Source organism: Microbacterium gawkjiense, from assembly GCF_031932225.1.
Taxonomy (GTDB): Bacteria; Actinomycetota; Actinomycetes; order Actinomycetales; family Microbacteriaceae; genus Microbacterium; species Microbacterium gawkjiense.
The window spans coordinates 568653-591897 of record NZ_JAUZVV010000001.1 but is presented as its reverse complement, the minus strand read 5'-3'; the positions used below and the strand labels follow the sequence as shown (position 1 = coordinate 591897).

Here is a 23245-nt window from a genome sequence, read left to right as displayed (position 1 = left end):
GCCGCCGCCGACCGCGTAGCGTCGGGGGAGTGTTCCGCAAGCTCCGCCCCTACCAGGCCGCCGTCGATGCGGCCGTCGCGGTGCTGTTCGCGCTGGTGGCGCTGCCGTACGAGCTGAACACCGGCACGATGTCGTCACCCATCGGCGGGTGGTCGGCGGTCCCGGTCGTCTTCCTCCTGGCGGGCGCCCTCGGTCTGCGACGATTCTCGCCGGGTCTCGCGCTCGCCGTCGCCTGGGTCGGCGCCGTCGTGCAGATGGGTCTGGGCCGGGGGCCGAGCTTCGCCGACATCGCGATCTTCGCCGTCCTGTACGCGACGGCGGCCTACGGGTCGCGCCGCGTCTTCTGGTTGGGGCTGTCCTCCGTCGTCCTCGGCGCCGGGACCATCACGGCCTACCTCTTCCGCTGGGCGTTCCTCGGCACGGGCTCGCTGTCCGACATCCCGACCCTGATCTTCGTCCTGCTCGCCGCCCTCTTCGCACTCGGTCTCTCGTGGACCGCCGGCGCTCTCGTCCGCACCGCCCTCCGCGCGCGAGCGAACCGCGCGGCGCAGTCGCGGGCCGAGGAGGAGACCGCGGCCGAGCAGGAGCGCACCCGCATCGCGCGCGACATGCACGACATCGTCGCGCACTCACTGGCCGTCATCATCGCGCAGTCCGACGGCGCGCGGTACGCGGCAGCATCCGATCCGAAGGCGCAGTCCGACGCCCTCGGCACGATCTCGTCGACGGCCCGGGCCGCGCTGTCGGACGTGCGCCTGCTGCTCACCCAGATGCGCCACTCGCAGGCCGAAGGGCCGCAGCCGACGCTCGCCGACCTCGAGCAGCTGTACGCGCAGGTGCGGGCGGCGGGCACGCCGCTGCGCGTCGACGTCGACCCCGCCCCCACCGCCGAGGTGCCCGCCTCGGTGCAGCTCGCCGTGTACCGGATCCTGCAGGAGGCCCTGACCAACGCGATCCGCCACGGCGGCGACGGCGGAGTCGACGTCGCGCTCGCGTGGCATCCCGACCGCGTCGACCTGTCGGTGCGGAACGACCTCGTCGACGTGTCGGCGGGTGAGAAGCGCGCCCCCGGTCACGGGCTCATCGGCATGCGCGAGCGGGCGCAGCTGATCGGCGGCCGCCTGGACGCCGCCCCCGCCGGCTCGTCCTTCCTCGTGTCGGGATCGCTGCCGATCGGCGCACCCGCCGCATGACCCCCACTGGAGACCCCGCATGACCCCGATCCGCGTCGTCCTCGTCGACGACCAGGCCCTCTTCCGCGCCGGCATCCGGATGGTCGTCGCCTCGCAGCCCGACCTCGAGGTCGTCGGCGAGGCCTCCGACGGCGCGCAGGCCATCGAGGTCGTCCGCGCGACCCGGCCCGACGTCGTGATGATGGACATCCGGATGCCGGTGATGGACGGACTCGCCGCGACCGAGGCGCTGCTGGCCGACTCCGACCCGCCGAAGGTCGTCATGCTCACGACGTTCGACCTCGACGAGGCCGCCGCGCGGGCGATCCAGCGCGGCGCCAGCGGGTTCCTGCTGAAGGACGCCGACCCCGAGTTCCTGCTCGCCGCGATCCGCACGGTCCACGCCGGGTCGTCGGTCATCGCCGCGGCCGCGACCCGGGACCTGTTCGCCTCGCTCGGCGGGCCGACCCGTCCGGTCCCGCCCGCCTTCGACGCCCTCACCGAGCGCGAGCGCGAGATCTTCGGGCTCGCGGCACGGGGCCTGTCCAACGCCGAGATCGCCGCGCGCGAGTTCCTCTCCGAGGCCACCGTGAAGACGCACGTCAGCCGCATCCTCGCCAAGCTGAGCCTGCGCGACCGCGTGCAGCTCGTCGTCTTCGCGTTCGAGCACGGCCTGGCCTGACCACCGTCGCGACGGGGGATGCCGGATCATCCTCACGATGTACGCGGAGGCGCCGTCAGGCCGACGCGGCGCGGGGGGCCTCCTCCGTAGCGTCGAAGACATGGAGATCACGACCACCGACCTGGGCCTCGCCGCCCGCGTCCAGCACCTGACCAAGACCTACGGCGGGGGCGAGTCGATCGTCCGCGCACTCGACGACGTGACCGTCGGCATCCGCCGCGGGGAGTTCACCGCGATCATGGGCCCGTCGGGCTCGGGCAAGTCCACCCTCATGCACATCATGGCGGGACTCGACGCCCCGGCCTCCGGCCGCGTCTGGATCGGTGACACCGACATCACGGGCCTGTCCGACGTCGAGCTGACGATCCTGCGCCGCCGCCGGGTGGGCTTCGTCTTCCAGTCCTTCAACCTGGTCCCGACCCTCGATGCGATCGGCAACATCCTGCTGCCCTTCGACCTCGACGGTCGCCGGCCGACCACGCAGGAGCGCGCCCGCATCGACGGACTCGTCGAGACGCTGGGCCTCGGCCCGCGTCTGCGGCACCGCCCCCACCAGCTCTCGGGCGGGCAGCAGCAGCGCGTCGCGATCGCCCGTGCCCTCGCGACGGCGCCCGACCTCGTCTTCGCCGACGAGCCGACCGGCAACCTCGACTCCCGCAGCGGGCGCGAGGTGCTCTCGCTGCTCGCCGCCGCGAGCACCGAGCACGGTCAGTCCATCGCCATGGTCACGCACGACCCGGTCGCCGCGTCGTACGCCGATCGCGTGCTGTTCCTCGGCGACGGCCGCATCGTCGCCGACAAGCCGCGTCAGAGCGCCGAGCAGGTCTCGGCCCACATGCTCAGCGCGGAGGTGACCGCGTGACCGCGCTCGCCGCTCCGGCCGCCCCCGTCACCGCCGTGCCGGAGCCCGCTCGGACCTCTCGACTCGCTTGGCTGCGGGAACGCGGGATGGGGGCCACGATCCTCGTCTCGGCCATCTCGACCGCGTTCGGTGTCGTTCTGCTGTCGGCCACCGGATACCTCTCGAACGCGCTCGGGTCGAACCCGGAGTACGGGGCCTCCGGCACGATGACCCTCGTGCTGATGCTGCTCAGCGGCATCCTGCTCGCCGTAGCCGTCTACGTGGCCGCGATCGTGACGGCGAACACCTTCTCGACGATCATCGCCGGCCGGACCCGCCGGATCGCGCTCCTGCGTCTGATCGGTGCGACCGCCCGGTCGCAGCGGGCCGAGGTCGCCCGCCAGGGTCTCATCGTCGGCGCGATCGGCGCCGTCCTCGGCCTCGTCGTGACGACGATCCTCATGCTCGTCGCCGTCCCGTTCCTCAACCGCGCCCTCGAGGTGACGTCGTCCTGGTCGCCCCTGCAGCCGTCGCTGCTCGTGCCGACCGCCGCCGTCGCCCTCACCACCTGGATCGCGGCCTGGTCCGGATCGCGTCGGGTGCTCACCGTCACGCCGCTCGAGGCGCTGGGCGGCTCGGTCGAGCGATCCCGCGAGGAGATCGCGGAGGGGCGCGGCCGCAAGGCCACGGCCGTCGTGCTCGGCGTCATCGGCGCCGTCCTGCTCGCCGGCGGGCTGCTGCTGGGCCTTCTGAACCCGATCGGTGTGCTGGTCGCCTTCTTCGGCGGGTTGTTCTCCTTCACCGCCGTCTCGATCAGCGCCGTCTCGATCATGCCGCCGCTCCTGAAGGCCACCGGCCGCCTCTTCGGGACGTCGGTGACCGCTCGCCTTGCCGCGGAGAACGCCGTCCGCTACCCGGAGCGCTCGAGCCGCATGGCGATCGGCGTCGTGATGGGCGTCGCGCTCGTCGTGATGTTCGCCGTGGCCGCGGAGTCCGCGAAGTCGCTCGTCGCCGTCTCCGGGGGCGGAGAGCCCGACGCCGCCTTCAACCAGATGATGGACTCGTTCTCGACGGTCATGATGTGCCTCGTCGCCGTCAGCGCGGTGATCGCGGCCGCCGGTCTCGTGAACCTCCTCACGATCGGCATCGTGCAGCGCAAGCGGGAGCTCGGCCTGCTCCGCGCGCTGGGCCTCACGTCGGCGCAGATCCGCCGCATGGTGCTCATCGAGGCCGCGCACGTCACGGTCACCGCGCTGCTGTTCGGCCTCGCGCTCGGCGTGCTCTACGGCTGGGTCGCCGCGCAGTCCCTGCTCGGATCGGTCGCGATGCCGCCCCTGTGGCTGTCGCCGACCTTCGTCGCCCCGGCCATCCCGCTCCTGCCGGTGGCCATCGTGATCGTCGCCACCGCGGCCCTCACCCTCGGCGCAGCCGTCGCGCCGACGCGGATCGCGACGCGCACCGCGCCCGTCGAGGCGCTCGCGGAGTGAGACCGTCGCCCCTCCGCGCGACCTGTCCGGGTCGCTCGGAGGGGCGGCATCCGTCCGTCAGTCGGTCTCCGCGGCGGGCGGGTCGTACGACCAGGTCGGGGCGAGGGCCCGCAGGCGGAAGCCGCGGTACTGCCACGCCGCCCACAGCATCGGCCACAGCGGCACCGCCGCGATCCCGCCGATCGTGAGGCGATCGCGCCACAGCGTCTTGGACGGATCACCCGGCAGCGGGCTGACCGCCATCTGGTGGTCCCAGACGTCGAGCGCCGCGAGGGGACCGGTGAGCGGGATGCCGCTGTCGCGGAAGATCCGCACCGGACCGTTCGCGTCCTCGGTGTAGCGGTCGCTCGCGTGGATCAGCTGCTGACCGACGGGGAGGAGGCCGAGGGCGCGGATCTCGACCGGGACGTCGGCGCCCGGCTCGAACGAGGTGGGGAGCGAGGCGGCCATCGGCGCCATGTCGAGGAGCGGTCCGTACAGCTCGGTGACCGCCCGCGGCGAGTGCAGGGCGCGCCACGCCGCATCCGCGGTGCAGTCGAGTTCGAGTTTCAGCAGGATCCGCATGCCTCCACTCTCGCATTCCGGCGGGGGAGTCGGTACGTTGGGAGCGCTCCCAGACCTCCCGTCGCCCCGGTGACCCTGCGAAAGACCGCCATGCCCCTCGAACCCGCCATCGAATCCGGCGACCGCTCGCACACGCTCGCTCCCGTCGAGTCCGTTGCGCAGATCTCGTCGATGCTGCTCGACACCGACCCGACCCTCGATCCCGCCCTCGCCGAGATCGCGCGGGCGACCGCCACCGAGGGTGTCGTGCTGCTGACGAATGACGGCACGCTGCCGCTCGGCGAGCGCACCGTCGCGGTCTTCGGGCGGGTGCAGGTGGACTGGTTCGCCGTCGGCTACGGCTCGGGCGGCGACGTCAAGGTGCCCTACATCTGGAACCTGCTCGCCGGGCTCCGCGACGCGGGAGTCCGCGTCGACGACGACCTCGCGACCCGGTACTCGACGTGGTCCGCCGAGAACCGGCCGGTGTTCACCGCCAACTGGGGCCAGTGGCCGCACCACTTCCCCGAGATGCCCATCGCCGACGCCGAGGTCGCGGCCGCGGCATCCCGTGCCGACACGGCGGTCGTCGCCATCGGCCGCGCGGCGGGCGAGGCGCGCGACAGCATCCTCGAGCCCGGCAGCTACTACCTGACGCCGGAGGAGAGCGCCCTCCTCGACGCCGTGACCGCGCACTTCGACCGTGTGGTGGTCGTCGTGGACGCGGGCAACGTGATGGACCTGTCGTGGGTCGTCGCGTACGGCGACCGGATCAGCGCCGTGCTGCTGGCCTGGCAGGGCGGCATGGAGGGTGCCCGCGCCGTCGCGGGGGTGCTCGCCGGCGAATCGGGCCCCAGCGGCAAGCTGACCGACACGATCGCCCTCAGCTACGAGGACTACCCCAGCGCGCCGAACTTCGGTCACCTCGACGTCAACGTCTACGCCGAGGACGTCTTCGTCGGCTACCGCTACTTCGAGACGTTCGCCCCCGACCGGGTGCTGTTCCCGTTCGGCCACGGCCTGTCGTACACGACGTTCGATCTGTCGACGACGGTGACGACGGATGCCGGTGCCCTGACCCTCGAGGCCGTCGTCACCAACACGGGGGCCGTCGCCGGAAAGGAGGTCGTGCAGGTCTACACCGGCGCTCCGGACGGCGCCCTCGGCAAGCCCGCCCGTCAGCTCGCGGCGTTCGGCAAGACCGGGCTGCTCGCGCCCGGGGCGAGCGAGACGGTCCGGCTCACGGTGCGTCTCGACGACCTCGCCTCGTACGACGACGCCGGCGCGACCGGTACCCGCAGCGCCTGGGTCCTCGAAGCCGGCGAGTACCCCGTGTTCGTGGGGACCGACGTGCGCTCGGCGACGCGCGTGGCGGCGTTCGACGTGCCCGAGACGCGGGTCGTGCGTACGGCCACCGAGGTCGCCGCCCCGGTCCTGCCCTTCGAGCGACTCACGCTCGCGCGAGCGGCAGACGGCTCGGCCGTCGTCGCCCACGAGACCGTCCCCACGCGCACCGTCGCGCGGGCCGACCGGATCCTCACCACCCTGCCCGCCGAGATCCCGCACACGGGCGACAGGGGTGTCGACCTCGCCGACGTCGCCGCGGGTGCGGCATCCCTCGACGACTTCGTCGCGCAGCTGAGCGATGAGGAACTGTCGCTCCTCGCCCGCGGCGACGTCACGATGGACAGCCCGCTGGGAGCCGCCGGCAACGCGGGCGTGCTGGGCGGGGTGTCCGAGTCGCTGCGCGCCAAGGGCGTGCCCCCGATCACGACGACCGACGGGCCGAGCGGCATCCGCCTCGCGGCCTACGCCTCGTTGCTGCCCTCGGGGACGGCGTTCGCCTCGACCTGGAACGTCCCGCTCATCGAGGAGCTCGCCGCGCTGCACGGCCAGGAGATGCTGCGCAAGGGCTCGGACGTGCTGCTCAGCCCGGGCATGAACATCCACCGCGACCCCCTGTGCGGGCGCAACTTCGAGTACTTCAGCGAGGACCCGGTCGTCTCGGGACGCATCGCCGCCGCCGTCGTGCGCGGCGTGCAGAGCACCGGACTCGCCGCCTGCCCGAAGCACTTCGCCGCGAACAACCAGGAGACCAACCGCACCCGCAACGACTCGCGGGTCTCCGAACGCGCGCTGCGCGAGATCTACCTGCGCGGCTTCGAGATCTGCGTGCGCGAAGCCGCGCCCCGCGTGATCATGACGTCGTACAACCAGATCAACGGGGTATGGGCGCACTACCACCACGACCTCGCGACGGTCGTCCTGCGGGGCGAGTGGGGGTACGAGGGCACGGTCATCACCGACTGGTGGATCGAGGAGTCCGCCGACCCGGACTTCCCCGCCCTCGCAGACAACGCCTACCGCGTCCGTGCGCAGGTGGACGTCCTCATGCCCGGCGGGGTCAAGCGCGACGGCGCGCCGCAGGCGTACGCCGACACGTCGATCCTCGACTCGCTCGCCCGCGCGGACGGCCTCACCCGCGCTGAACTGCAGCGCACGGCGCGGAACGTCCTCGGCCTCGCGCTCGCGCTGAAGCCGGTCGTCGACGCTCGTACGCTGGAGGGATGACCGCGAGCCCGTTCGACCAGTCCCGCTACCAACTGCGTTTCGACTGGGGGCAGGAGGGCCTGCGCCGCCTCGCCCCCGCGGACGTGGTCGTCGTGGTCGACGTCCTGCGGTTCTCGTCGACCGTGTCGGCGCGGATCGTGGGCGGCGAGACCGTGCCGCACGACGATGCGGCCCACGCCGTTTCGCGCAACGGCGCCGCCGTCGCCTCAGCCGCCGCGGACGCGGGCGCGGTCGTCTTCCTGGGGTGCCTGCGCAACGCGACCGCGGTCGCGCACGCCGTGCTGGCCGAGCAGAACCGCCGCGCGGCGCGGACGAGCGTCAACGTGATCGCGGCGGGGGAGCTGTCCGGGCAGGGGGATGCCGCGGTCCTCCGCTTCTCGGTCGAGGACCAGCTGGGCGCGGGCGCGGTGTTCGCCGCCCTCGAGGCGCTCGGGCTCGACCATTCGTCGCCGGAGGCGGCGGCGGCATCCGAGTCGTTCCGCGGGCTCCGCTCCGCCGTCCGTCACCTGCTGACGGCGAGCGGCTCGGGGCAGGAGCTGCTCGAGGCCGACCGCCGCGCCGAGGTGCTCGCCGCCGCGGTCCACGACGCCGACGATGCGGTGCCGGTCCTGCGCGGCGGCGTGTGGCGGGCGTACGAGACGATCAGCGCGGAGTGAGGGCGGCCCGCCGCGTCTCGGCGGTGATCTCGCGCCGCCGCCAGGTGATGAGGTGGCGCGGATCGAACGTCGGTGCGCAGCGTGCGCACGAGGTCGCCCGCGTGGCCTTGCGGTGCCGGTAGGCGACGTGCCCCGCGGGGCAGACCCCGACCCAGGGGGCGAGCTCGGTCGCCGTCTCACCGCGGTGCGTCACGCCGCCGGTGTAGCCGAGCGAGCGCGCGATGCGCTTCCAGTCCGCGCCGTGACCGGCGGCGGCGCCCGCGATCGCGTGGGCGATCTCGTGCAGGATCGTCTGCCGATTGGTCTCGGCGTCGTACCGCGCGGCGAGGTAGCGCGAGAGTGTGATGCGCTTGCGCAGGTAGTCGCACGCGCCCGCGCGGCGTTTGGCGTTGTCGAACGCGAAGCTCCACGAGTCGTCGAGCAGCTGCCGCAGCAGGGACTCCGCCTCGCGGCGGACGTCGATCAGATCGCTCATGCCAGCACGATAGAACGGATGTACGACACTCGCCGGGAACGGCTCAGCTGGCGACCGTGGAACGGTTGCGGCGCCGGTCGACGGCGTCGATCGCGAGCAGCGTCGACTCCAGCTGCTCCTCGGGCGCCCCGGCCTCCTGCCGCAGGAAGAGCGCCTTCTTGAAGTCCGCACGCGCCGACGCATCGTCGCCGGCGTCGAAGTGCACCTTTCCGCGGTGCTGGCAGCCGAACGCGGCCACCGCCGCCCAGCCCTGGCCCTCGGCCTCTTCGACGCACGTGTTGAGTTCGTGGATCGCGGCCGCGTAGGCGCCGCGGAACTGCTGGACGGTGGCGTGCAGCATCCGAGCGCGCAGCAGGTCCTTGCGGGTCCCGGCCATCCGCGCGAGACGGACCGACTCCTCCGACACCACGAGCGCGTCGTCGAGACGACCGGTCACCTTGAGGAGCCACACCTTCTCGAGCATCGCCGCGAGGCTGCGCTGCTCGCCGAGCTCGACGAGCCGTGCCTGGCATTCGTCGAGGTCGACGATCTCTCGGAGTGTCTCCGGGTCGTATCCCTTGATGAAGCCCACGGCCAATCCTTCCCACCCAGCGACGTGTGCCTCCAGTGTCGCCGGGCGGGACCCGGAATCGGCTGAGGGCGCGCCGCGCGTCGTGGCCTCAGCGGTCGAAGACGGATGCGGCGGGCTTCGGCGACGGGGTGGCGTCGGCATCCGTCATGATCCGCGCATCGCGCGCGAACGCCTCGAGCTCGGCGCCGTGAGCGACCTTCGCGGGGTGCGGCCCCGCCGCCATGAGCCGCGGCAGCCAGTCCATCGGCAGTGGAGCGGGAGAGGCGGCGATGACGATGTTGCCGAACCGACCGCTCTTGAGTGTGCCGACCTCGGCGAGGATCACGACGTGCTCGAGCACCGAGCGCACGGTCGCGACCTGACGGCGCGCGAAGGCCAGCCCGCTGCCGTCGGCGATGTTGACGAGCAGGATGCCGGTGGGTGCGAGCAGCCCCGCGAGGATGCGGTAGTACTCCACGCTCGTGATGTGGGCGGGGGTCTGGGCGCCCGCGAACACGTCGGAGACGACGAGGTCGACGTTGCCGACGAGCCCCGCGGGCAGGCGCGCCGCGACGTCGCGCGCGTCGCCGATGCGTACCCGGAGCTGTCCCGTGCGCGGGAGCGGCAGGTGCGCGCGGACGAGGTCGACGAGCGCCTGCTCCAGCTCGATCACCTGCTGCCGCGACCCCGGCCGGGTGTGCTCGACGTACCGCGGCAGGGTCAGGGCGCCCGCACCGAGGTGCACGGCCGTGAGGGGCTCGCCCGGCATCCCGATCTGGTCGATCACCGCACCCATCCGGGCGACGTACTCGAAGTGGAGGTGCGACGGATCGTCGAGGTCCACGTGGGATTGGGGGGTGGTGTCGACGATCAGTTCCCAGCCGCCGGCGAAGCGACCCGGCACGATGCGCGCCTGGCGGCCGTCGGACAGTCTCGCGACAGGCGGGTCGATCGGGTCGCGGGAGCGGGCCATTCGTCTACGGTAGCCCGCAGGAAGAAACACGATCGAGATGCAGATGTAACCGCTTGCCCGCAGTGCGGCAGGTAGCGTCAGCGGCATCCCTTCGGCAGCGCCGCCCTCCAGGCGCGTCGCCGACGAGCCTCATCGGAAGGTGCACAGCAATGCTCCCCATGTCCAGGAAGCGGGTGGTCGCGGGCGCCGCGGCCCTCGTCATCGGTGCGCTCGCGCTCAGCGCGTGTGCCAGTCAGCGCGGCGGCGAGACCGAAGGCGAAGGCTCGGCCGACGTCGACGGCACGTTCGTCTTCGGCGCCTCGGCCGACCCGGCCAGCCTCGACCCCGCCTTCGCCCAGGACGGCGAGACGTTCCGCGTCTCGCGTCAGATCTTCGAGGGTCTCGTCGGCACCGAGCCCGGCACCGCCGACCCGGCGCCGCTCCTCGCGGAGTCGTGGGAGGTCTCGGACGACTCGCTGAGCTACACGTTCGCCCTCAAGAAGGACGTCACGTTCCACGACGGCACCCCGTTCAACGCGGAGGCCGTCTGCGTCAACTTCGACCGTTGGTACAACTGGGAGGGCCTGGCCGCCAGCGAGGCGCTCGGCTACTACTACAACAAGCTCTTCAAGGGTTACGCGTCGAGCCCCGACACCGCGGTCTACGACTCCTGCACGCCCGACGGCGACGACTCGGTCACCATCGCGCTGAAGAAGCCCTTCGCCGGTTTCGTCGCGGCGCTGTCGCTCCCCGCCTTCGGGATGCAGTCGCCGACCGCCCTCGAGGAGTACAAGGCCGACGAGGTCGGCGGCACCGCCGAGGCCCCGACCCTCAGCGAGTACGCGATGGGTCACCCCGTCGGCACCGGTCCCTACAAGTTCGACGAGTGGTCGCCGGGCGAGCAGCTGACGCTGAGCTCGTACGAGGACTACTGGGGCGACGCCGGCCAGATCGACGAGATCATCTTCCGCGTGATCGACGACCCGACCGCCCGCCGTCAGGCGCTCGAGTCGGGCTCCATCGACGGGTACGACCTCGTCGGCCCCGCCGATACGGCCGCTCTCGAGGAGGACGGCTACAAGATGGTGTCGCGTCCGCCCTTCACGATCCTCTACCTCGCCTTCAACCAGGCGGTCCCGGAGCTCCAGGACCCGAAGGTCCGTGAGGCTCTCTCGTACGCCGTCGACAAGGACGCGCTCATCTCGCAGGTCCTCCCCGAGGGCACCGAGAAGGCGACGCAGTTCATGCCGCCGACCGTCAACGGCTGGAACGCCGACGTCACGACGTACGACTACGACCCCGAGAAGGCGAAGCAGCTGCTCGCCGAGGCCGGCTACGACGAGGCCAACCCGCTCGCGCTGACCTTCAACTACCCGGTCAACGTCTCGCGTCCGTACATGCCGGACCCCGAGCAGATCTTCACGGTGCTGTCGAAGCAGCTGAACGAGGTCGGCGTCGAGACCACGCCGAAGTCGAACGAGTGGGGCGAGTACCTCGACCTCATCACCGGCGGTACGGACCACGGCATCCACCTGCTCGGTTGGACCGGCGACTACAACGACACCGACAACTTCCTCGGCGTCTTCTTCGGTCAGAAGTCGGCGGAATGGGGCTTCGACAACCCCGAGCTGTTCTCCGCGCTGACCGACGCCCGTGGCATCGCGGACCTCGACGAGCAGACGCAGGTGTACTCCGACATCAACGAGCAGGTCGCCGAGTTCATCCCCGGTGTCCCGCTCGCTCACCCGGCTCCCACCCTGGCCTTCGACCCCCGCGTCGAGAGCTACCCGGCGAGCCCCGTGAACGATGAGGTGTTCAGCGAGATCGTCCTCACGAAGTAAGCCGATCGAGGCGGCCCCGGCCGCCTGACCGGTGCGGGGCGGGACACCCTCCCGCCCCGCACCGACCTCCCCGAAAGCGACACCCGTGCTGCGAACCATCGGCAAAAGGCTCCTGCTGCTGATCCCCACCCTCCTCGGCCTGAGCATCCTGCTCTTCTGGTGGGTGAGAACCCTCCCCGGTGGGCCCGCCCAGGCCCTGCTCGGCGAGAAGTCCACCCCCGAAGCGGTCGCCCGCATCAACGAGCTCTACGGCTTCGACCGCCCGCTCCTCGAGCAGTACTTCACGTGGATCGGCAGGCTCCTCTCGGGCGACTTCGGCAGCTCGCTGCAGACGAGCCGTCCCGTGCTCGACGAGTTCCTGCGCCGCTTCCCCGCGACGATCGAGCTCTCGCTCGCCGCGCTCATCATCGCCGTCGGCGTCGGCGTGCCCCTCGGGTACTGGGCCGCCCGCCGCCACGGCAAGGCGGCCGACAGCGCCGCCGTCGTCTTCAGCCTGCTCGGCATCGTCGTGCCGGTGTTCTTCCTGGCCTTCATCCTCAAGTACGTCTTCGCGGTGCAGCTGGGATGGCTGCCCTCGGACGGCCGCCAGAGCCCCCGGATCGACGCGACGCACTACACGAACTTCTACGTCCTCGACGGCCTCATCACGGGGGAGTTCGACGCGGCATGGGATGCCGTCCTCCACCTGATCCTGCCGGCGGTGGCGCTCGGCACGATCCCCCTCGCGATCATCGTGCGCATCACCCGGGCATCCGTCCTCGAGGTCCAGAACGCGGACTACGTCCGCACCGGCAAGGCCAAGGGCGTGCCAGGAGCGCTGCTGCGCAACCGCTTCATCCTCCGCAACGCGATGCTGCCGGTCATCACGACGATCGGCCTGCAGGCGGGTCTGCTGCTGTCGGGAGCGATCCTCACCGAGACGGTGTTCGCCTTCCCCGGCATCGGATCGTTCCTCGCCGGCGCCATCTTCAACCGCGACTTCCCGGTCCTGCAGGGCTTCATCATCTTCATCGCGATCGTCTACGCGCTGATCAACCTGCTCGTCGACGTCTCGTACAGCCTGATCGACCCGAGAGTGAGGGTCTCATGAGCACCGTCCTTCCCCCCGCCGCCGGCGGGAGCCCCGCCGAGGACGCCACGGCCGTCGACCTGAAGGCCGGCAGCGGCGGAGCGCCGCGCGGCGGCTTCTGGCACGACGTCTTCCGTCGCCTGCGGCGCAGCCCCGTCGCGTGGACCGGCCTCGTCATCGTGCTGCTGTTCGTGCTCGTCGCGATCCTCGCGCCGCTGCTCGCCCCGTACCCCGAGACCGACCTCCCGGGTGCGCGCGAGATCACCCCGACCTACATCCCCGGTCCCGGCGAGATCGCGGCGTTCCCGCTCGGCCTCGACCGGTTCGGCGGCGACGTGCTGTCGAAGCTCATCTGGGGAGCGCAGTCGTCGCTGCTCATCGGCGTCGTCTCGACCGCCTACGGACTCGTCGGCGGGATGCTGCTCGGCCTCATCGCCGGCACGTTCGGCGGCTGGGTCGACAACGTCATCATGCGACTCGTCGACATCCTGCTGTCGGTGCCGAGCCTGCTGCTCGCCGTCTCGATCGCAGCGATCCTCGGCCAGAACCAGAACTCGGTCATGATCGCCATCGGTGTCGCGCAGGTGCCCATCTTCGCGCGCCTGCTGCGCGCCTCGATGCTGCAGCAGCGGTCGGCCGACTACGTCCTCTCAGCGCAGACCCTCGGCCTCGGCCGCGGGCGCATCACGATGACCCACGTCCTGCCGAACGCGGTCGGACCGGTCATCGTGCAGGGCACCCTGTCGCTCGCGACCGCCGTCATCGACGCCGCGGCGCTGTCGTTCCTCGGCCTCGGCGGCGGACGCCCCGAGACCGCGGAGTGGGGCCGCATGCTCACCTACGCGCAGGCGGAACTCGCCATCGCGCCGTGGTTGGCGTTCCTCCCCGGCATCTGCATCGCCATCACCGCGCTCGGCTTCACCCTGTTCGGCGAGGCGCTGCGCGAAGCCATGGACCCCCGGACGCGCGGGCGCTGATCGTGAGCCGGCGGGCGCTGCTCGTCGTTGTCGGGCTCGCCGTCGTCGTGGTCGTGGGGCTGGCCGCGCTGTACACGCTCGGCGGGCTCGGCAACGCGGTCGTGCCGTAGTCGCGCCGGGATACTCGCCGGGGCACCGCTGCGCGATCCCGGCGGGTCGGCTGGTACCGCTGCGCGATCCCGGCGGGTCGGACAACAGGGCCCCTTCCCCGACTGTCCGGCCCACCGGGATCGCTTCGCTGCCCGTGCGTGCTGGGGCTGTTCGCCTGTCGCGTTGTGCCGTGTGGGGCGGCGTGTTGTGACAGGGGAGGGATGCGGGGCGCGGCATCCGGTGTTCGCCTGTCGCGTTGTGCCGCGTGGGGCGGCGTTTTCTGACAGGGGAGTGATGCCGGAAGGCTGATCAGACGGCGATGTCGAGCTCGTTGCCGGGGATCGAGGCGAGGAGGTTGCGTGTGTAGGGGTCGCGCGGGTTCGTGAAGATCTCCTCGCTCGAGGCGGCCTCGACGAGTGCGCCGTCCTTCATGACGCAGACGTAGTCGCTGATCAGGCGCACGACGGCGAGGTCGTGCGAGATGAATAGGTAGCTCAGGCCGTACTCGTTCTGCAGGTCGCGCAGCAGCGACAGGATCTGGTCCTGCACGAGAACGTCGAGCGCCGACACCGGCTCGTCGCAGACGATCAGTTCCGGCGACAGGGCGAGGGCCCGCGCGATCGCGACGCGCTGACGCTGACCGCCGGACAGCTCCGACGGGTAGCGCCGCAGCATCGACTCGGGCAGGGCGACGTCGTCGAGCAGCTTGCGCACCCGCGCGGCACGGTCCTTCGCGGAGCCGCGGTTGTAGAAGTCGAGCGGTTCCTGCACGATCCGCTCGATCGTGAACATGGGGTTCAGCGACGAGTACGGGTCCTGGAAGATCGGCTGCACCTTCTGCCGGAACTCGCGCAGCTGCCGTCCTTTGAGGGATGCCACGTCCGCACCGTCGTAGCGGATGACACCCTCCGTCGGGTCGACGACCTTCAGCAGCATCCGTGCCGTCGTCGTCTTGCCCGACCCGGATTCGCCGACGATCGCGACCGTCTCGCCGCGGGGGATCGCGAACGAGACGTCGCGGACGGCGGCGAAGTCCTCCTTCTGCCCGCGGACCTTGTAGAGCTTGGTGAGCCCCTCGACCTCGACGATGTTGTCGACCGGCTTCGGCGCGGCATCCGGTGTCGGGGCCGTGAACGCCTCGGGACGCAACCGTGCGACGGCGACCGAGGGCGCCGCCTGCACGAGGGACTGGGTGTAGGGATGCTGCGGGTCCTCGAGGATCTGCCGCGCGGGGCCCTGCTCGACGATGCGGCCCCGGTGCATGACGACGACCCGGGCGGCGCGCTCGGCCGCGAGACCCAGGTCGTGCGTGATCAGCAGGACGGACGTGCCGAGCTCGGTCGTCATGCGGCCGAGCTGGTCGAGGATCGTCTTCTGCACCGTCACGTCGAGCGCGCTCGTGGGCTCGTCGGCGATGAGCAGGCGCGGGTTGCAGGCCAGGCCGATCGCGATGAGTGCGCGCTGGCGCATGCCGCCCGAGAACTCGTGCGGGTACTGCTTCGCGCGCTCCTCGGCATTCGGCAGGCCGGCCGCCGCGAGGGTCTCGACGACCTTCCGGTCGACGTCCTTCTTCGTCGCGAGCCCGTGCGCGAGCAGGGTCTCGGCGACCTGCGTGCCGATCTTCGACGTCGGGTTGAGGTTCGACATCGGGTCCTGCGGCACGAGTCCGATCTGCGCCCCGCGGATGCCGCGCATCGTCGCCTCGGAGGCCCCGACGAGCTCCTGGCCGTCGAGGCGGATGCTGCCGTCGGCGATGCGTCCGTTGCCGGCCAGCAGGCCGATCACGGCCATCGCGGTCGTCGACTTGCCCGAGCCCGACTCGCCCACGATCGCGACCGTCTCACCCGCGGCGAGGTCGAGGTCGACGCCCTCCACGGCGCGCACCGATCCGTCGATGGTCTGGAACTCGACAGCGAGGTCGCGCACCTGCAGGAGGGGCGTGCCGGCGGCGGGGGTGGTGGCGAAGGGCATGGGTCCATCCTGCCCTCCGCCCGCCGCGGGCGCACGGGCGGATCGCCGGCTTTACCGAGCCGTAACGGGATCAGCCGTCGCGGCGGGCGCCCTCGGACGGTCGCACCGTGAAGACGTGCGGCTCGGTGTGCCCCGCCGCGGCGAAGGCTGCCAGAACCGCGCCCCGCACGGCCGGGACGGCGGCGCGGTCGATGAGCGCGATCGCCGACCCGCCGAATCCGCCGCCCGTCATCCGCGCCCCGACCGCGCCGTTCTCGCGGGCGGTCTCGACGGCGAGGTCGAGCTCGGGCACCGAGATCTCGAAGTCGTCGCGCATCGAGGCGTGCGAGGCGTAGAGCAGGTCGCCGATGGCGCGGGGGCCCTGTTCGCGCAGCGTCCGCACGGTGTCGAGCACGCGCTGGTTCTCGGTGACGACGTGACGCACCCGCCGATAGGTCACCTCGTCGACGAGCTGCTCGACCTGCGGCAGCTGGTTGACGCGCACGTCGCGCAGGGCCGGGACGCCCATCGCCTCCGCACCGCGCTCGCACGCGGCGCGGCGCTCGCCGTAGCCGCCGGTCGAGTGCGCGTGGGCGACACGCGTGTCGATCACCATGAGCTCGAGCCCCGCGGCGTCGAAGCCGAGGGCGACCACCTGCGCGTCGAGGCTGCGGCAGTCGAGGAAGGTGCCGGCATCCGTCTCACCGAGCATCGACGCCATCTGGTCCATGATCCCGGTCGGAGCGCCGACGGCCTCGTTCTCGGCGCGGCGTCCCGCCTGCGCGAGTGCGACGCGGTCGAGGCCGAGCCCCCACACATCGTTGAGCGCCGAGCCGGTCGCACCCTCGATGGCCGCCGACGACGAGAGCCCGGCGCCGACGGGGACGTCCGAGGCGAACGCGAGGTCGACACCGGTGACGGATGCGGCATCCGTCCCGGTCGCCTGCAGCAGCGCCCACGCGACGCCGAGCGGGTACCTGGCCCACTCGACGACCTCGTCGCGGCGCTCGGGGAAGAGCGCGTCGAGGTCTGTGAGCGCCACCTCGACCGGCGCCTCGTCGAAGGTCGAGACGACGCGGATGCGGCCGTCCGACCGTCGGCCGAGCGCGACGTGCGTGCGGTGCGGCGTCGCGAACGGGAAGACGAAGCCGTCGTTGTAGTCGGTGTGCTCGCCGATCAGGTTGACGCGACCGGGCGCGGACCAGAGGCCGACCGGCTCGTTGCCGGTGAGGGTGGAGAAGAGGCCGTGGGCCTCGCCGGCAGCGGTCACAGGGTGACTCCTTCGATGGCGGTGCGGAGGCGCGCGGCGGCGTCCTCCGGGGGGACGTCGCCGATCCAGGCGCCCATGGCGGCCTCGGATCCGGCGAGGAACTTGAGCTTGTCGGCGGCGCGACGGGGACTCGTGAGCTGCAGGCTCAGGCGCACGGTGTCGCGGCCGACGTGGACCGGCGCCTGGTGCCAGGCGGCGATGTAGGGAGTCTCGGACTCGTAGAGGGCGTCGACGCCCCGCAGCAGTCGCAGGTAGACCGGGGCGAGCTCGTCCTTCTCGGGCTCCGAGAGCGTCGCGAAGTCGGCGACGTGACGGTGCGGGAGCAGGTGGATCTCCAGCGGCCAGCGGGCGGCGAACGGTACGAAGGCGGTCCAGTGCTCGCCGCGCAGCAGGACGCGGGGGCCGGCCTGCTCGAACTCGAGGATGCGCTGGAACAGGTCGGGGGCGGTGCGGTCGATCGAGTCGAGCAGACGGGTCGTGCGCGGAGTGACGTACGGGTAGGCGTAGATCTGGCCGTGGGGATGCTGCAGCGTGACACCGATCGCTTCGCCGCGATTCTCGAAGGGGAACACCTGCTCGATGCCGGGGAGGGCGGACAGGGCGGCGGTGCGGTCGGCCCACGCCTCGATGACGGTGCGCGCACGGGTGACGGTCTGCGTGCCGAACGAGCCGGTGCGCTCGGGCGAGAAGCAGACCACCTCGGTGCGGCCGACGCTCGTGCGGGTGCGGCCGAGCCCGAGGTGTGCGAGGTCGTCGAGCCCGCGGGGCGGGTCGACCGCGGCGGGGACGTCGTCGGTCGCCTCGGCCAGGGCGGGACCGAACGAGGGCGACTTGTTCTCGAAGACGGCGACGTCGTAGAGCGACGGGATCTCGGACGGGTTCGTCGGGGTCTGCGGCGCGAGCGGGTCGAGCTCGGCAGGCGGCAGGAACGCGCGGTTCTGCCGGTTCGCGGCGACGGAGACCCAGTCGCCGGTGAGGACGTCCTGCCGCATCGTGGCGGTCTCGGGGCGGGCGTCGAGATCGCGGGTGTCGACGGCGCGCTCCGGGCCGAGCGTCGTGCCGGGGTCGTCGAAGTAGATCAGCTCGCGACCGTCGGCGAGGCGGGTGCTGCGCTTGACGACGCCGGCGCCGAGGTCGTTCGTCTCGGCAGGCGCGTGCGTGCCGTTCTCCGGTGTGTTCACGTCAACACGGTAGCCGAGGGGCTGTGTTATCGTCAACATCACGCGGATCTCCGGAGTGATGCCGGGGCCGCACCGGGGGAGGATGCCGTGCAGCGACGCGTCTCGATGGCCGACGTGGCCGCGGCCGCGGGTGTGTCCGGCCAGACCGTGTCGCGTGTCGTCAACGGCAGCCCGCGGGTCGATCCCGAAACCCGCGCGCGCATCGAGGCGGCGATGGCCGACCTCGGCTACCGCCCGCACCGCGCCGCCCGGGCCCTGCGCACGGGCCGCTCCGGCACGATCGGTGTCATCGTCGCGACCCTCGCGACCGTCGGCAACTCGCGGATGCTCGAGGCCGTGGCATCCGCTGCGGCCCGGCGCGACCTGGCGGTCACCCTCATCTCGCTCGCCGAGCGGACGGGCATCGCCGACGCCTTCGACCGCCTGCACGACCTCGGCGTCGACGGCGCGATCGTTCTCAACGAGGCGACGGCCATCGCGGAGGGCGTCGCGCCGCCCGCGGGTCTCGCGCTGGTCGCAGTCGACTCACCCGGCGGGGCGTTCGCGACGGTCCAGTCCGACCACTCCGGCGGCGCCGAGACGGCCACACGCAGGCTGACGGATGCCGGGCGTCGTGCGATCGCGCACGTCGCCGGGCCCGCCGGGTCGTTCGCGGCGGCCGAGCGCGAGCGCGGGTGGCGGGCGGCGCACGACGGGCCGCCGCTCCGGGAACCGTTGCGCGGGGATTGGGGTGCGGCATCCGGTCACGCGGCGGGAGTCGTCCTCGCCGCCGACCCGGGCGTCGACGCGGTGTTCGCCGCGAACGACCAGATGGCGCTCGGCGTGCTGCGCGCGCTCGCCGAGGCGGGACGTGAGGACGTCGCCGTCATCGGGTTCGACGACGTGGCGGATGCCGCGGACTACCGCCCGCCGCTGACCACCGTGCGGCAGGACTTCGACGCCCTCGGCGAGGCCGCCGTCGCCGCCCTCGCGGCGACGCTCGACGGCGAGCCCGCGACACGGACGGTCGTCCCGACGACGCTCATCGCCCGCGCGTCGGGCTGACGCGCCGCCCGCTCGCGGTTGTTCGCGCGAAAGCGCCCCCTGCTGCCGAGAGCGCCCGTCCGAGCGCGGCAGCAAGTGGCGCTGTCGGCACGGACGCGCGCTCTCGCGCGTGACCGGGGGCTCTCAGCCGGCGGTGCGGCGGGCGTCCCAGCCGGTGCGGACCATCTCGTCGACGGTGTAGCGCATCTTCCAGTCGAGGTCGCGGGCGGCGAGCTCGCCGGTGGCGACGATGCGGTCGGGATCGCCGGCGCGGCGCGGGGCGATCTCGGGGGTGAACGGGATGCCGGTGACCCGGGCGACGGCATCCATGATCTCGCGCACCGACAGACCGTTCTGCGAACCGAGGTTGTAGGCGGGCTCGACCGGTTCGCCCGCGCGCAGACGCTGCGCCGCGACGACGTGCGCGGCGGCGATGTCGGCGACGTGCACGTAGTCGCGCACGTTCGTGCCGTCGGGGGTGTCGTAGTCGTCGCCGTTGATTCGCGGCGTCTCACCCTTCAGCAGCATCTCGAAGACGATCGGGAACAGGTTGTGGGGGCTCGTGTCGTAGACCGACGGGTCGCCCGAGCCGACGACGTTGAAGTACCGCAGCGAGGTGTGACGCAGGGGTGCATCGGATGCCGCCGTCGCGACACCCTGCGCCGCGATCAGCCACTCGCCGATGAGCTTCGACTCGCCGTACGGCGAGGCGGGACGCTTGGGCAGGTCCTCGGTCACGAGGGGCACGTCGGGGGTGCCGTACACGGCGGCGCTGGAGGAGAACACGATGTTCGTGACCCCGGCATCCGCCATCGCCGCGAGCACCACGCGGGTGCCCTCGACGTTCTGCTCGTAGGTGTGGAGGGGGCGCTGCACCGAGACACCGGCGTACTTGAACCCGGCGACGTGGATGACGCCCTCGACGCCGTGCGTGCGCAGGGTGTCGGCGACGAGCTGCTGGTCGAGGATCGTGCCCTGCACGAAGGGCACTCCCTCGGGCACGAACGCGGCGTGTCCGCTGGAGAGGTCGTCGAGGACGATCGGGTCGAGACCCGCCTCGGCGAGAGCGCGGACGATGTGCGCGCCGATGTACCCGGCGCCTCCGGTGACGAGCCAACTCATGGTCCCGAGCCTACTGGCGCGGAACCGGGCCGCCGGACCTCAGGGACCGGGCCGCCGGACCCCAGGAACCCGGCGCCCGCGGACTCAGGAACCCAGCGCGGCGGCGACGACCTTGCGCGCCTCCTCCTGCACCTGCGCGAGGTGCTCGGGACCCTTGAGGCTCTCGGCGTACAGCTTGTAGACGTCCTCGGTGCCCGAAGGGCGCGCCGCGAACCAGGCGTACTCGGTCTGCACCTTGAGCCCGCCGATCGCCGCACCGTTGCCGGGCGCGTGCGAGAGCTTCGCCGTGACGGGGTCGCCGGCCAGCTCGCTCGCCGACACGGCGTCGCCCGAGAGCTTCGACAGGGCCGCCTTCTGCTCGGGCGAGGCGGGCGCGTCGACGCGCTGATACGCGGATGCCCCGAACTCGGCCTCGAGCTCGGCGTACCGCTGCGACGGGGTCTTGCCGGTGACCGCGAGGATCTCGGCGGCGAGCAGGCACAGGAGGATGCCGTCCTTGTCGGTCGTCCACACGGTGCCGTCCTTGCGGAGGAACGACGCGCCGGCGGACTCCTCGCCACCGAAGGCGACGGAGCCGTCGAGGAGCCCCGGGACGAACCACTTGAAGCCGACGGGGACCTCGAGGAGGGTGCGGCCGAGCGAGGCGGCGACGCGGTCGATGATCATCGACGACACGAGGGTCTTGCCGATGGCGGCATCCTGCGGCCAGCCTTCGCGGTGGCGGTAGAGGTAGTCGATCGCGACGGCGAGGAAGTGGTTCGGGTTCATGAGCCCGGCGTCGGGCGTCACGATGCCGTGACGGTCGGCGTCGGCGTCGTTGCCGGTGAGGATGTCGAACTCGTCGCGCCGGGCGACGAGGGCGGCCATCGCCGAGGGGGAGGAGGGATCCATGCGGATCTTCTCGTCCCAGTCGAGCGTCATGAACCGCCACGTCGGGTCGACCTCGGGGTTCACGACCGTGAGGTCGAGGCCGTAGCGCTCGCCGATGAGAGCCCAGTACTCGACCGACGCACCGCCGAGCGGGTCGGCGCCGATCCGCACGCCCGAGCGCGCGATCGCCTCGACGTCGATGATGGATGCCAGGTCGGCGACGTATCCCCCGCGGAAGTCGTACTGGCCGAGGGTCGCGTCGTCGATGTCCGCGTGACGGATGCGTCGGACGCCCTCGAGGCCGGCTTCGATGAGCGCGTTCGCGCGGTCGGCGATCCAGCCGGTGGCATCGGTGTCGGCCGGTCCGCCGTGCGGCGGGTTGTACTTGAAGCCGCCGTCGCGCGGCGGGTTGTGCGACGGGGTGACGACGATGCCGTCGGCACGACCGGCATCCGCCTCGTCCCGTCCCTTGTTGTAGGTGAGGATCGCGTGGCTGAGGGCGGGTGTCGGCACCCACGAGTCGCGGCTGTCGACGCGGACGTCGACGCCGTTCGCGACGAGGACCTCGATGGCGGTGTGCTCGGCGGGCAGCGAGAGTCCGTGCGTGTCGCGGCCGAGGAACAGCGGGCCGGTGATGCCCTGCGCCGCGCGGTAGTCGACGATCGCCTGGGTGGTGGCGAGGATGTGGTCCTCGTTGAAGCTGCGCGACAGCGACGAGCCGCGGTGGCCGCTCGTCCCGAACGCGACCCGCTGCGCGGCGACCGACGGGTCGGGCTTCAGGTCGTAGTAGGCGCCGATGAGGGCGTCCACGTCGACGAGGTCAGAGGCTTCGGCTGGCTGTCCTGCGCGGCTCATTCGCCCAGTCTGCCAGGGAAGTCGGACGGGAGCGCCTGCGTGTCGCGGATCCGCAGCGAGCTCACGCCGGAAGGCGGCCCGCCTCGGTGACCATCGCCGCCGCCCGTTCCGACAGAGCGTCGAGCACGGTCCGCAGGGCCGGCGAGTCCGACATGGTCCGGCGGTGTATCGCCGACACCTCGCGGATGGACTCCGGCGACACGGTCGGGATCGCGACCAGGTCGGGGCCGAGCGGCGGGCGGCCCAGGCGCGGCACCAGCGCGACGGCGATGCCAGCGCGGGCGATCTCGAGGTGGTTCTCGAACTCCATCGACTCGTGCACGATCCGCGGCGCTCCGCCGACACCGTCGAACAGCCGCCGCAGCCATTGCCGGCAGATCGTCGACTCGAACGTCGCGACCCACGGCTCGCCGCCGAGGTCCTCGGGGCGCAGTTCGGTGCGGCCGGCGAGCGGGTGGTCGCGGCGCAGGATGATGTCGGCGACGTCGGTGAACAGCGGGGTCTCGACGAGGTGGTCGGGGATCGCGAGCGCGACGTTGCCCCAGCGGTGCACGAGTCCCAGGTCCCGTTGACCCGACGCGACGAGGGCGACAGTCTCCCACGGTTCGCTCTCGCGCAGCGGCATTCGCAGATCCGGATGCCGCCGGCCGAGGTCCGCGATGAGGGGCACCATGACCCCGCGCACCACCGTCGAGAACGCCCCGATGCGGATCTCGCCGGCGACCCGGTCGGGCTCGCCGCCCCCGTGGAGGTCGGCGCGAACGCGCTCGAGGTCGGCGAGGATCGGCGTCGCCGAGACGACGAGGCGCGTCGCGGACTCGGTGAGCACGACCCCGCGCCCCACCCGCTCGAGCAGTGCCACGCCGGTGTCGCGCTCGAGGCGCTTGATCTGCTGCGACACGGCCGAGGGGGTGAAGCCGAGAGCGGTCGCCGCGGCGGCGACGCTCCCTTCCGTGGCCACGGCGCGCAGGGACACGACGGCCTCGAGATCGATCATGAAGCGATGCTACCGATTCGCGTCGCGGAATGATCGCTTGTCCTTCACGGATGCCGCGGGTGGACTGGTCC

At 72.0% G+C, this 23245-nt stretch carries 20 protein-coding genes; 10 read left to right on the top strand and 10 right to left on the bottom strand.

From position 1 onward, the window contains the following. Positions 1 to 29: 29 nt before the first annotated feature. From Q9S71_RS02945 to Q9S71_RS02930, 4 genes are all read left to right on the top strand, one after another. Positions 30 to 1193 (top strand): sensor histidine kinase, encoded by a 1164-nt coding sequence (locus Q9S71_RS02945; protein WP_311860416.1) that lies wholly within the window; start codon positions 30 to 32, stop codon positions 1191 to 1193. A gap of 19 nt (positions 1194 to 1212) precedes the next feature. Next, a complete protein-coding gene (locus tag Q9S71_RS02940; RefSeq protein ID WP_311860415.1) occupies positions 1213 to 1854 on the top strand; it encodes a response regulator in 642 nt (213 codons plus the stop codon). Positions 1855 to 1954: 100 nt separating this feature from the next. Then, positions 1955 to 2716: an ABC transporter ATP-binding protein gene (locus tag Q9S71_RS02935; protein WP_422880327.1), complete on the top strand. Its 762-nt coding sequence runs from the start codon at positions 1955 to 1957 to the stop codon at positions 2714 to 2716. Continuing rightward, the gene (locus tag Q9S71_RS02930; RefSeq protein WP_311860413.1) at positions 2713 to 4182 is read left to right on the top strand and encodes an ABC transporter permease; all 1470 of its coding nucleotides are present in this window, start codon (positions 2713 to 2715) and stop codon (positions 4180 to 4182) included. The genes Q9S71_RS02935 and Q9S71_RS02930 overlap by 4 nt, the downstream gene beginning before the upstream one ends. 57 nt (positions 4183 to 4239) lie before the next feature. Here Q9S71_RS02930 and Q9S71_RS02925 read toward each other — a convergent pair whose 3' ends face one another. Continuing rightward, positions 4240 to 4746, bottom strand: a complete 507-nt coding sequence (locus tag Q9S71_RS02925) for a hypothetical protein (RefSeq protein WP_311860412.1) — start codon at positions 4744 to 4746, stop codon at positions 4240 to 4242. Between the two features lie 90 nt (positions 4747 to 4836). Between Q9S71_RS02925 and Q9S71_RS02920 the strand changes: the two genes are divergently transcribed. Continuing rightward, positions 4837 to 7296: a beta-glucosidase gene (locus Q9S71_RS02920; protein ID WP_311860410.1), complete on the top strand. Its 2460-nt coding sequence runs from the start codon at positions 4837 to 4839 to the stop codon at positions 7294 to 7296. Next, on the top strand, positions 7293 to 7952 hold the full coding sequence (locus tag Q9S71_RS02915; RefSeq protein WP_311860409.1) for a 2-phosphosulfolactate phosphatase: 660 nt from the start codon (positions 7293 to 7295) through the stop codon (positions 7950 to 7952). Before Q9S71_RS02920 ends, Q9S71_RS02915 begins: the two co-directional genes overlap by 4 nt. Here Q9S71_RS02915 and Q9S71_RS02910 read toward each other — a convergent pair. The 3 genes from Q9S71_RS02910 to Q9S71_RS02900 form a co-directional block, all read right to left on the bottom strand. Further along, positions 7939 to 8427 carry a SprT-like domain-containing protein gene (locus tag Q9S71_RS02910; protein ID WP_217529482.1) on the bottom strand — a complete coding sequence of 163 codons (489 nt, stop codon included), beginning with the start codon at positions 8425 to 8427 and terminating at the stop codon, positions 7939 to 7941. The two genes, Q9S71_RS02915 and Q9S71_RS02910, sit on opposite strands and share 14 nt — an antisense overlap. 43 nt (positions 8428 to 8470) lie before the next feature. Further along, entirely contained in the window at positions 8471 to 8998 is a 528-nt protein-coding gene (locus Q9S71_RS02905) for a hypothetical protein (RefSeq protein ID WP_064003759.1), read from the bottom strand. 88 nt (positions 8999 to 9086) lie between these two features. Then, positions 9087 to 9950 (bottom strand): spermidine synthase, encoded by an 864-nt coding sequence (locus Q9S71_RS02900; RefSeq protein WP_253034819.1) that lies wholly within the window; start codon positions 9948 to 9950, stop codon positions 9087 to 9089. Positions 9951 to 10099: 149 nt separating this feature from the next. Between Q9S71_RS02900 and Q9S71_RS02895 the strand changes: the two genes are divergently transcribed. The 3 genes from Q9S71_RS02895 (at position 10100) to Q9S71_RS02885 (ending at position 13816) form a co-directional block, all read left to right on the top strand. Further along, positions 10100 to 11770 carry an ABC transporter substrate-binding protein gene (locus Q9S71_RS02895; protein WP_311860407.1) on the top strand — a complete coding sequence of 557 codons (1671 nt, stop codon included), beginning with the start codon at positions 10100 to 10102 and terminating at the stop codon, positions 11768 to 11770. Positions 11771 to 11855: 85 nt separating this feature from the next. After that, the gene (locus Q9S71_RS02890; protein WP_064003762.1) at positions 11856 to 12860 is read left to right on the top strand and encodes an ABC transporter permease; all 1005 of its coding nucleotides are present in this window, start codon (positions 11856 to 11858) and stop codon (positions 12858 to 12860) included. Beyond that, positions 12857 to 13816, top strand: coding sequence for an ABC transporter permease (locus Q9S71_RS02885; RefSeq protein ID WP_311860406.1), 960 nt, complete (start codon positions 12857 to 12859; stop codon positions 13814 to 13816). The genes Q9S71_RS02890 and Q9S71_RS02885 overlap by 4 nt, the downstream gene beginning before the upstream one ends. 399 nt (positions 13817 to 14215) lie before the next feature. On the opposite strand, the gene Q9S71_RS02880 is transcribed toward Q9S71_RS02885, so the two are convergent. The 3 genes from Q9S71_RS02880 to galT all read right to left on the bottom strand — a co-directional run bounded on the left by Q9S71_RS02880 (position 14216) and on the right by galT (position 18307). Continuing rightward, positions 14216 to 15877 (bottom strand): ABC transporter ATP-binding protein, encoded by a 1662-nt coding sequence (locus Q9S71_RS02880; RefSeq protein ID WP_217529473.1) that lies wholly within the window; start codon positions 15875 to 15877, stop codon positions 14216 to 14218. Between the two features lie 70 nt (positions 15878 to 15947). After that, positions 15948 to 17126 (bottom strand): galactokinase, encoded by a 1179-nt coding sequence (gene galK, locus Q9S71_RS02875; protein ID WP_311860400.1) that lies wholly within the window; start codon positions 17124 to 17126, stop codon positions 15948 to 15950. Next, positions 17123 to 18307, bottom strand: coding sequence for a galactose-1-phosphate uridylyltransferase (gene galT / locus Q9S71_RS02870; protein WP_311860399.1), 1185 nt, complete (start codon positions 18305 to 18307; stop codon positions 17123 to 17125). The genes galK and galT overlap by 4 nt, the downstream gene beginning before the upstream one ends. Positions 18308 to 18412: 105 nt before the next feature. Between galT and Q9S71_RS02865 the strand changes: the two genes are divergently transcribed. After that, on the top strand, positions 18413 to 19351 hold the full coding sequence (locus Q9S71_RS02865; RefSeq protein ID WP_311861685.1) for a LacI family DNA-binding transcriptional regulator: 939 nt from the start codon (positions 18413 to 18415) through the stop codon (positions 19349 to 19351). Between the two features lie 123 nt (positions 19352 to 19474). On the opposite strand, the gene galE is transcribed toward Q9S71_RS02865, so the two are convergent. The 3 genes from galE to Q9S71_RS02850 all read right to left on the bottom strand — a co-directional run bounded on the left by galE (position 19475) and on the right by Q9S71_RS02850 (position 23174). Next, positions 19475 to 20452 carry a UDP-glucose 4-epimerase GalE gene (gene galE, locus Q9S71_RS02860; RefSeq protein ID WP_311860397.1) on the bottom strand — a complete coding sequence of 326 codons (978 nt, stop codon included), beginning with the start codon at positions 20450 to 20452 and terminating at the stop codon, positions 19475 to 19477. Positions 20453 to 20536: 84 nt separating this feature from the next. Next, entirely contained in the window at positions 20537 to 22177 is a 1641-nt protein-coding gene (gene pgm, locus Q9S71_RS02855; RefSeq protein WP_311860395.1) for a phosphoglucomutase (alpha-D-glucose-1,6-bisphosphate-dependent), read from the bottom strand. A 61-nt stretch (positions 22178 to 22238) separates the two neighbouring features. Next, the gene (locus tag Q9S71_RS02850; protein WP_311860393.1) at positions 22239 to 23174 is read right to left on the bottom strand and encodes a LysR family transcriptional regulator; all 936 of its coding nucleotides are present in this window, start codon (positions 23172 to 23174) and stop codon (positions 22239 to 22241) included. Positions 23175 to 23245: the final 71 nt, after the last annotated feature.

What these genes read in the sequence shown, in the direction of transcription:
- Q9S71_RS02850 (WP_311860393.1), bottom strand. Translation starts at nt 23,174, where the DNA reads ATGATCGATCTCGAGGCCGTCGTGTCCCTGCGCGCCGTGGCCACGGAA.
- Q9S71_RS02915 (WP_311860409.1), top strand. Translation starts at nt 7,293, where the DNA reads ATGACCGCGAGCCCGTTCGACCAGTCCCGCTACCAACTGCGTTTCGAC.
- Q9S71_RS02885 (WP_311860406.1), top strand. Translation starts at nt 12,857, where the DNA reads ATGAGCACCGTCCTTCCCCCCGCCGCCGGCGGGAGCCCCGCCGAGGAC.
- pgm (WP_311860395.1), bottom strand. Translation starts at nt 22,177, where the DNA reads ATGAGCCGCGCAGGACAGCCAGCCGAAGCCTCTGACCTCGTCGACGTG.
- Q9S71_RS02940 (WP_311860415.1), top strand. Translation starts at nt 1,213, where the DNA reads ATGACCCCGATCCGCGTCGTCCTCGTCGACGACCAGGCCCTCTTCCGC.
- Q9S71_RS02910 (WP_217529482.1), bottom strand. Translation starts at nt 8,427, where the DNA reads ATGAGCGATCTGATCGACGTCCGCCGCGAGGCGGAGTCCCTGCTGCGG.
- Q9S71_RS02935 (WP_422880327.1), top strand. Translation starts at nt 1,955, where the DNA reads ATGGAGATCACGACCACCGACCTGGGCCTCGCCGCCCGCGTCCAGCAC.
- galE (WP_311860397.1), bottom strand. Translation starts at nt 20,452, where the DNA reads ATGAGTTGGCTCGTCACCGGAGGCGCCGGGTACATCGGCGCGCACATC.
- Q9S71_RS02865 (WP_311861685.1), top strand. Translation starts at nt 18,413, where the DNA reads ATGGCCGACGTGGCCGCGGCCGCGGGTGTGTCCGGCCAGACCGTGTCG.
- Q9S71_RS02925 (WP_311860412.1), bottom strand. Translation starts at nt 4,746, where the DNA reads ATGCGGATCCTGCTGAAACTCGAACTCGACTGCACCGCGGATGCGGCG.
- Q9S71_RS02880 (WP_217529473.1), bottom strand. Translation starts at nt 15,877, where the DNA reads ATGCCCTTCGCCACCACCCCCGCCGCCGGCACGCCCCTCCTGCAGGTG.
- Q9S71_RS02920 (WP_311860410.1), top strand. Translation starts at nt 4,837, where the DNA reads ATGCCCCTCGAACCCGCCATCGAATCCGGCGACCGCTCGCACACGCTC.
- Q9S71_RS02900 (WP_253034819.1), bottom strand. Translation starts at nt 9,950, where the DNA reads ATGGCCCGCTCCCGCGACCCGATCGACCCGCCTGTCGCGAGACTGTCC.
- Q9S71_RS02895 (WP_311860407.1), top strand. Translation starts at nt 10,100, where the DNA reads ATGCTCCCCATGTCCAGGAAGCGGGTGGTCGCGGGCGCCGCGGCCCTC.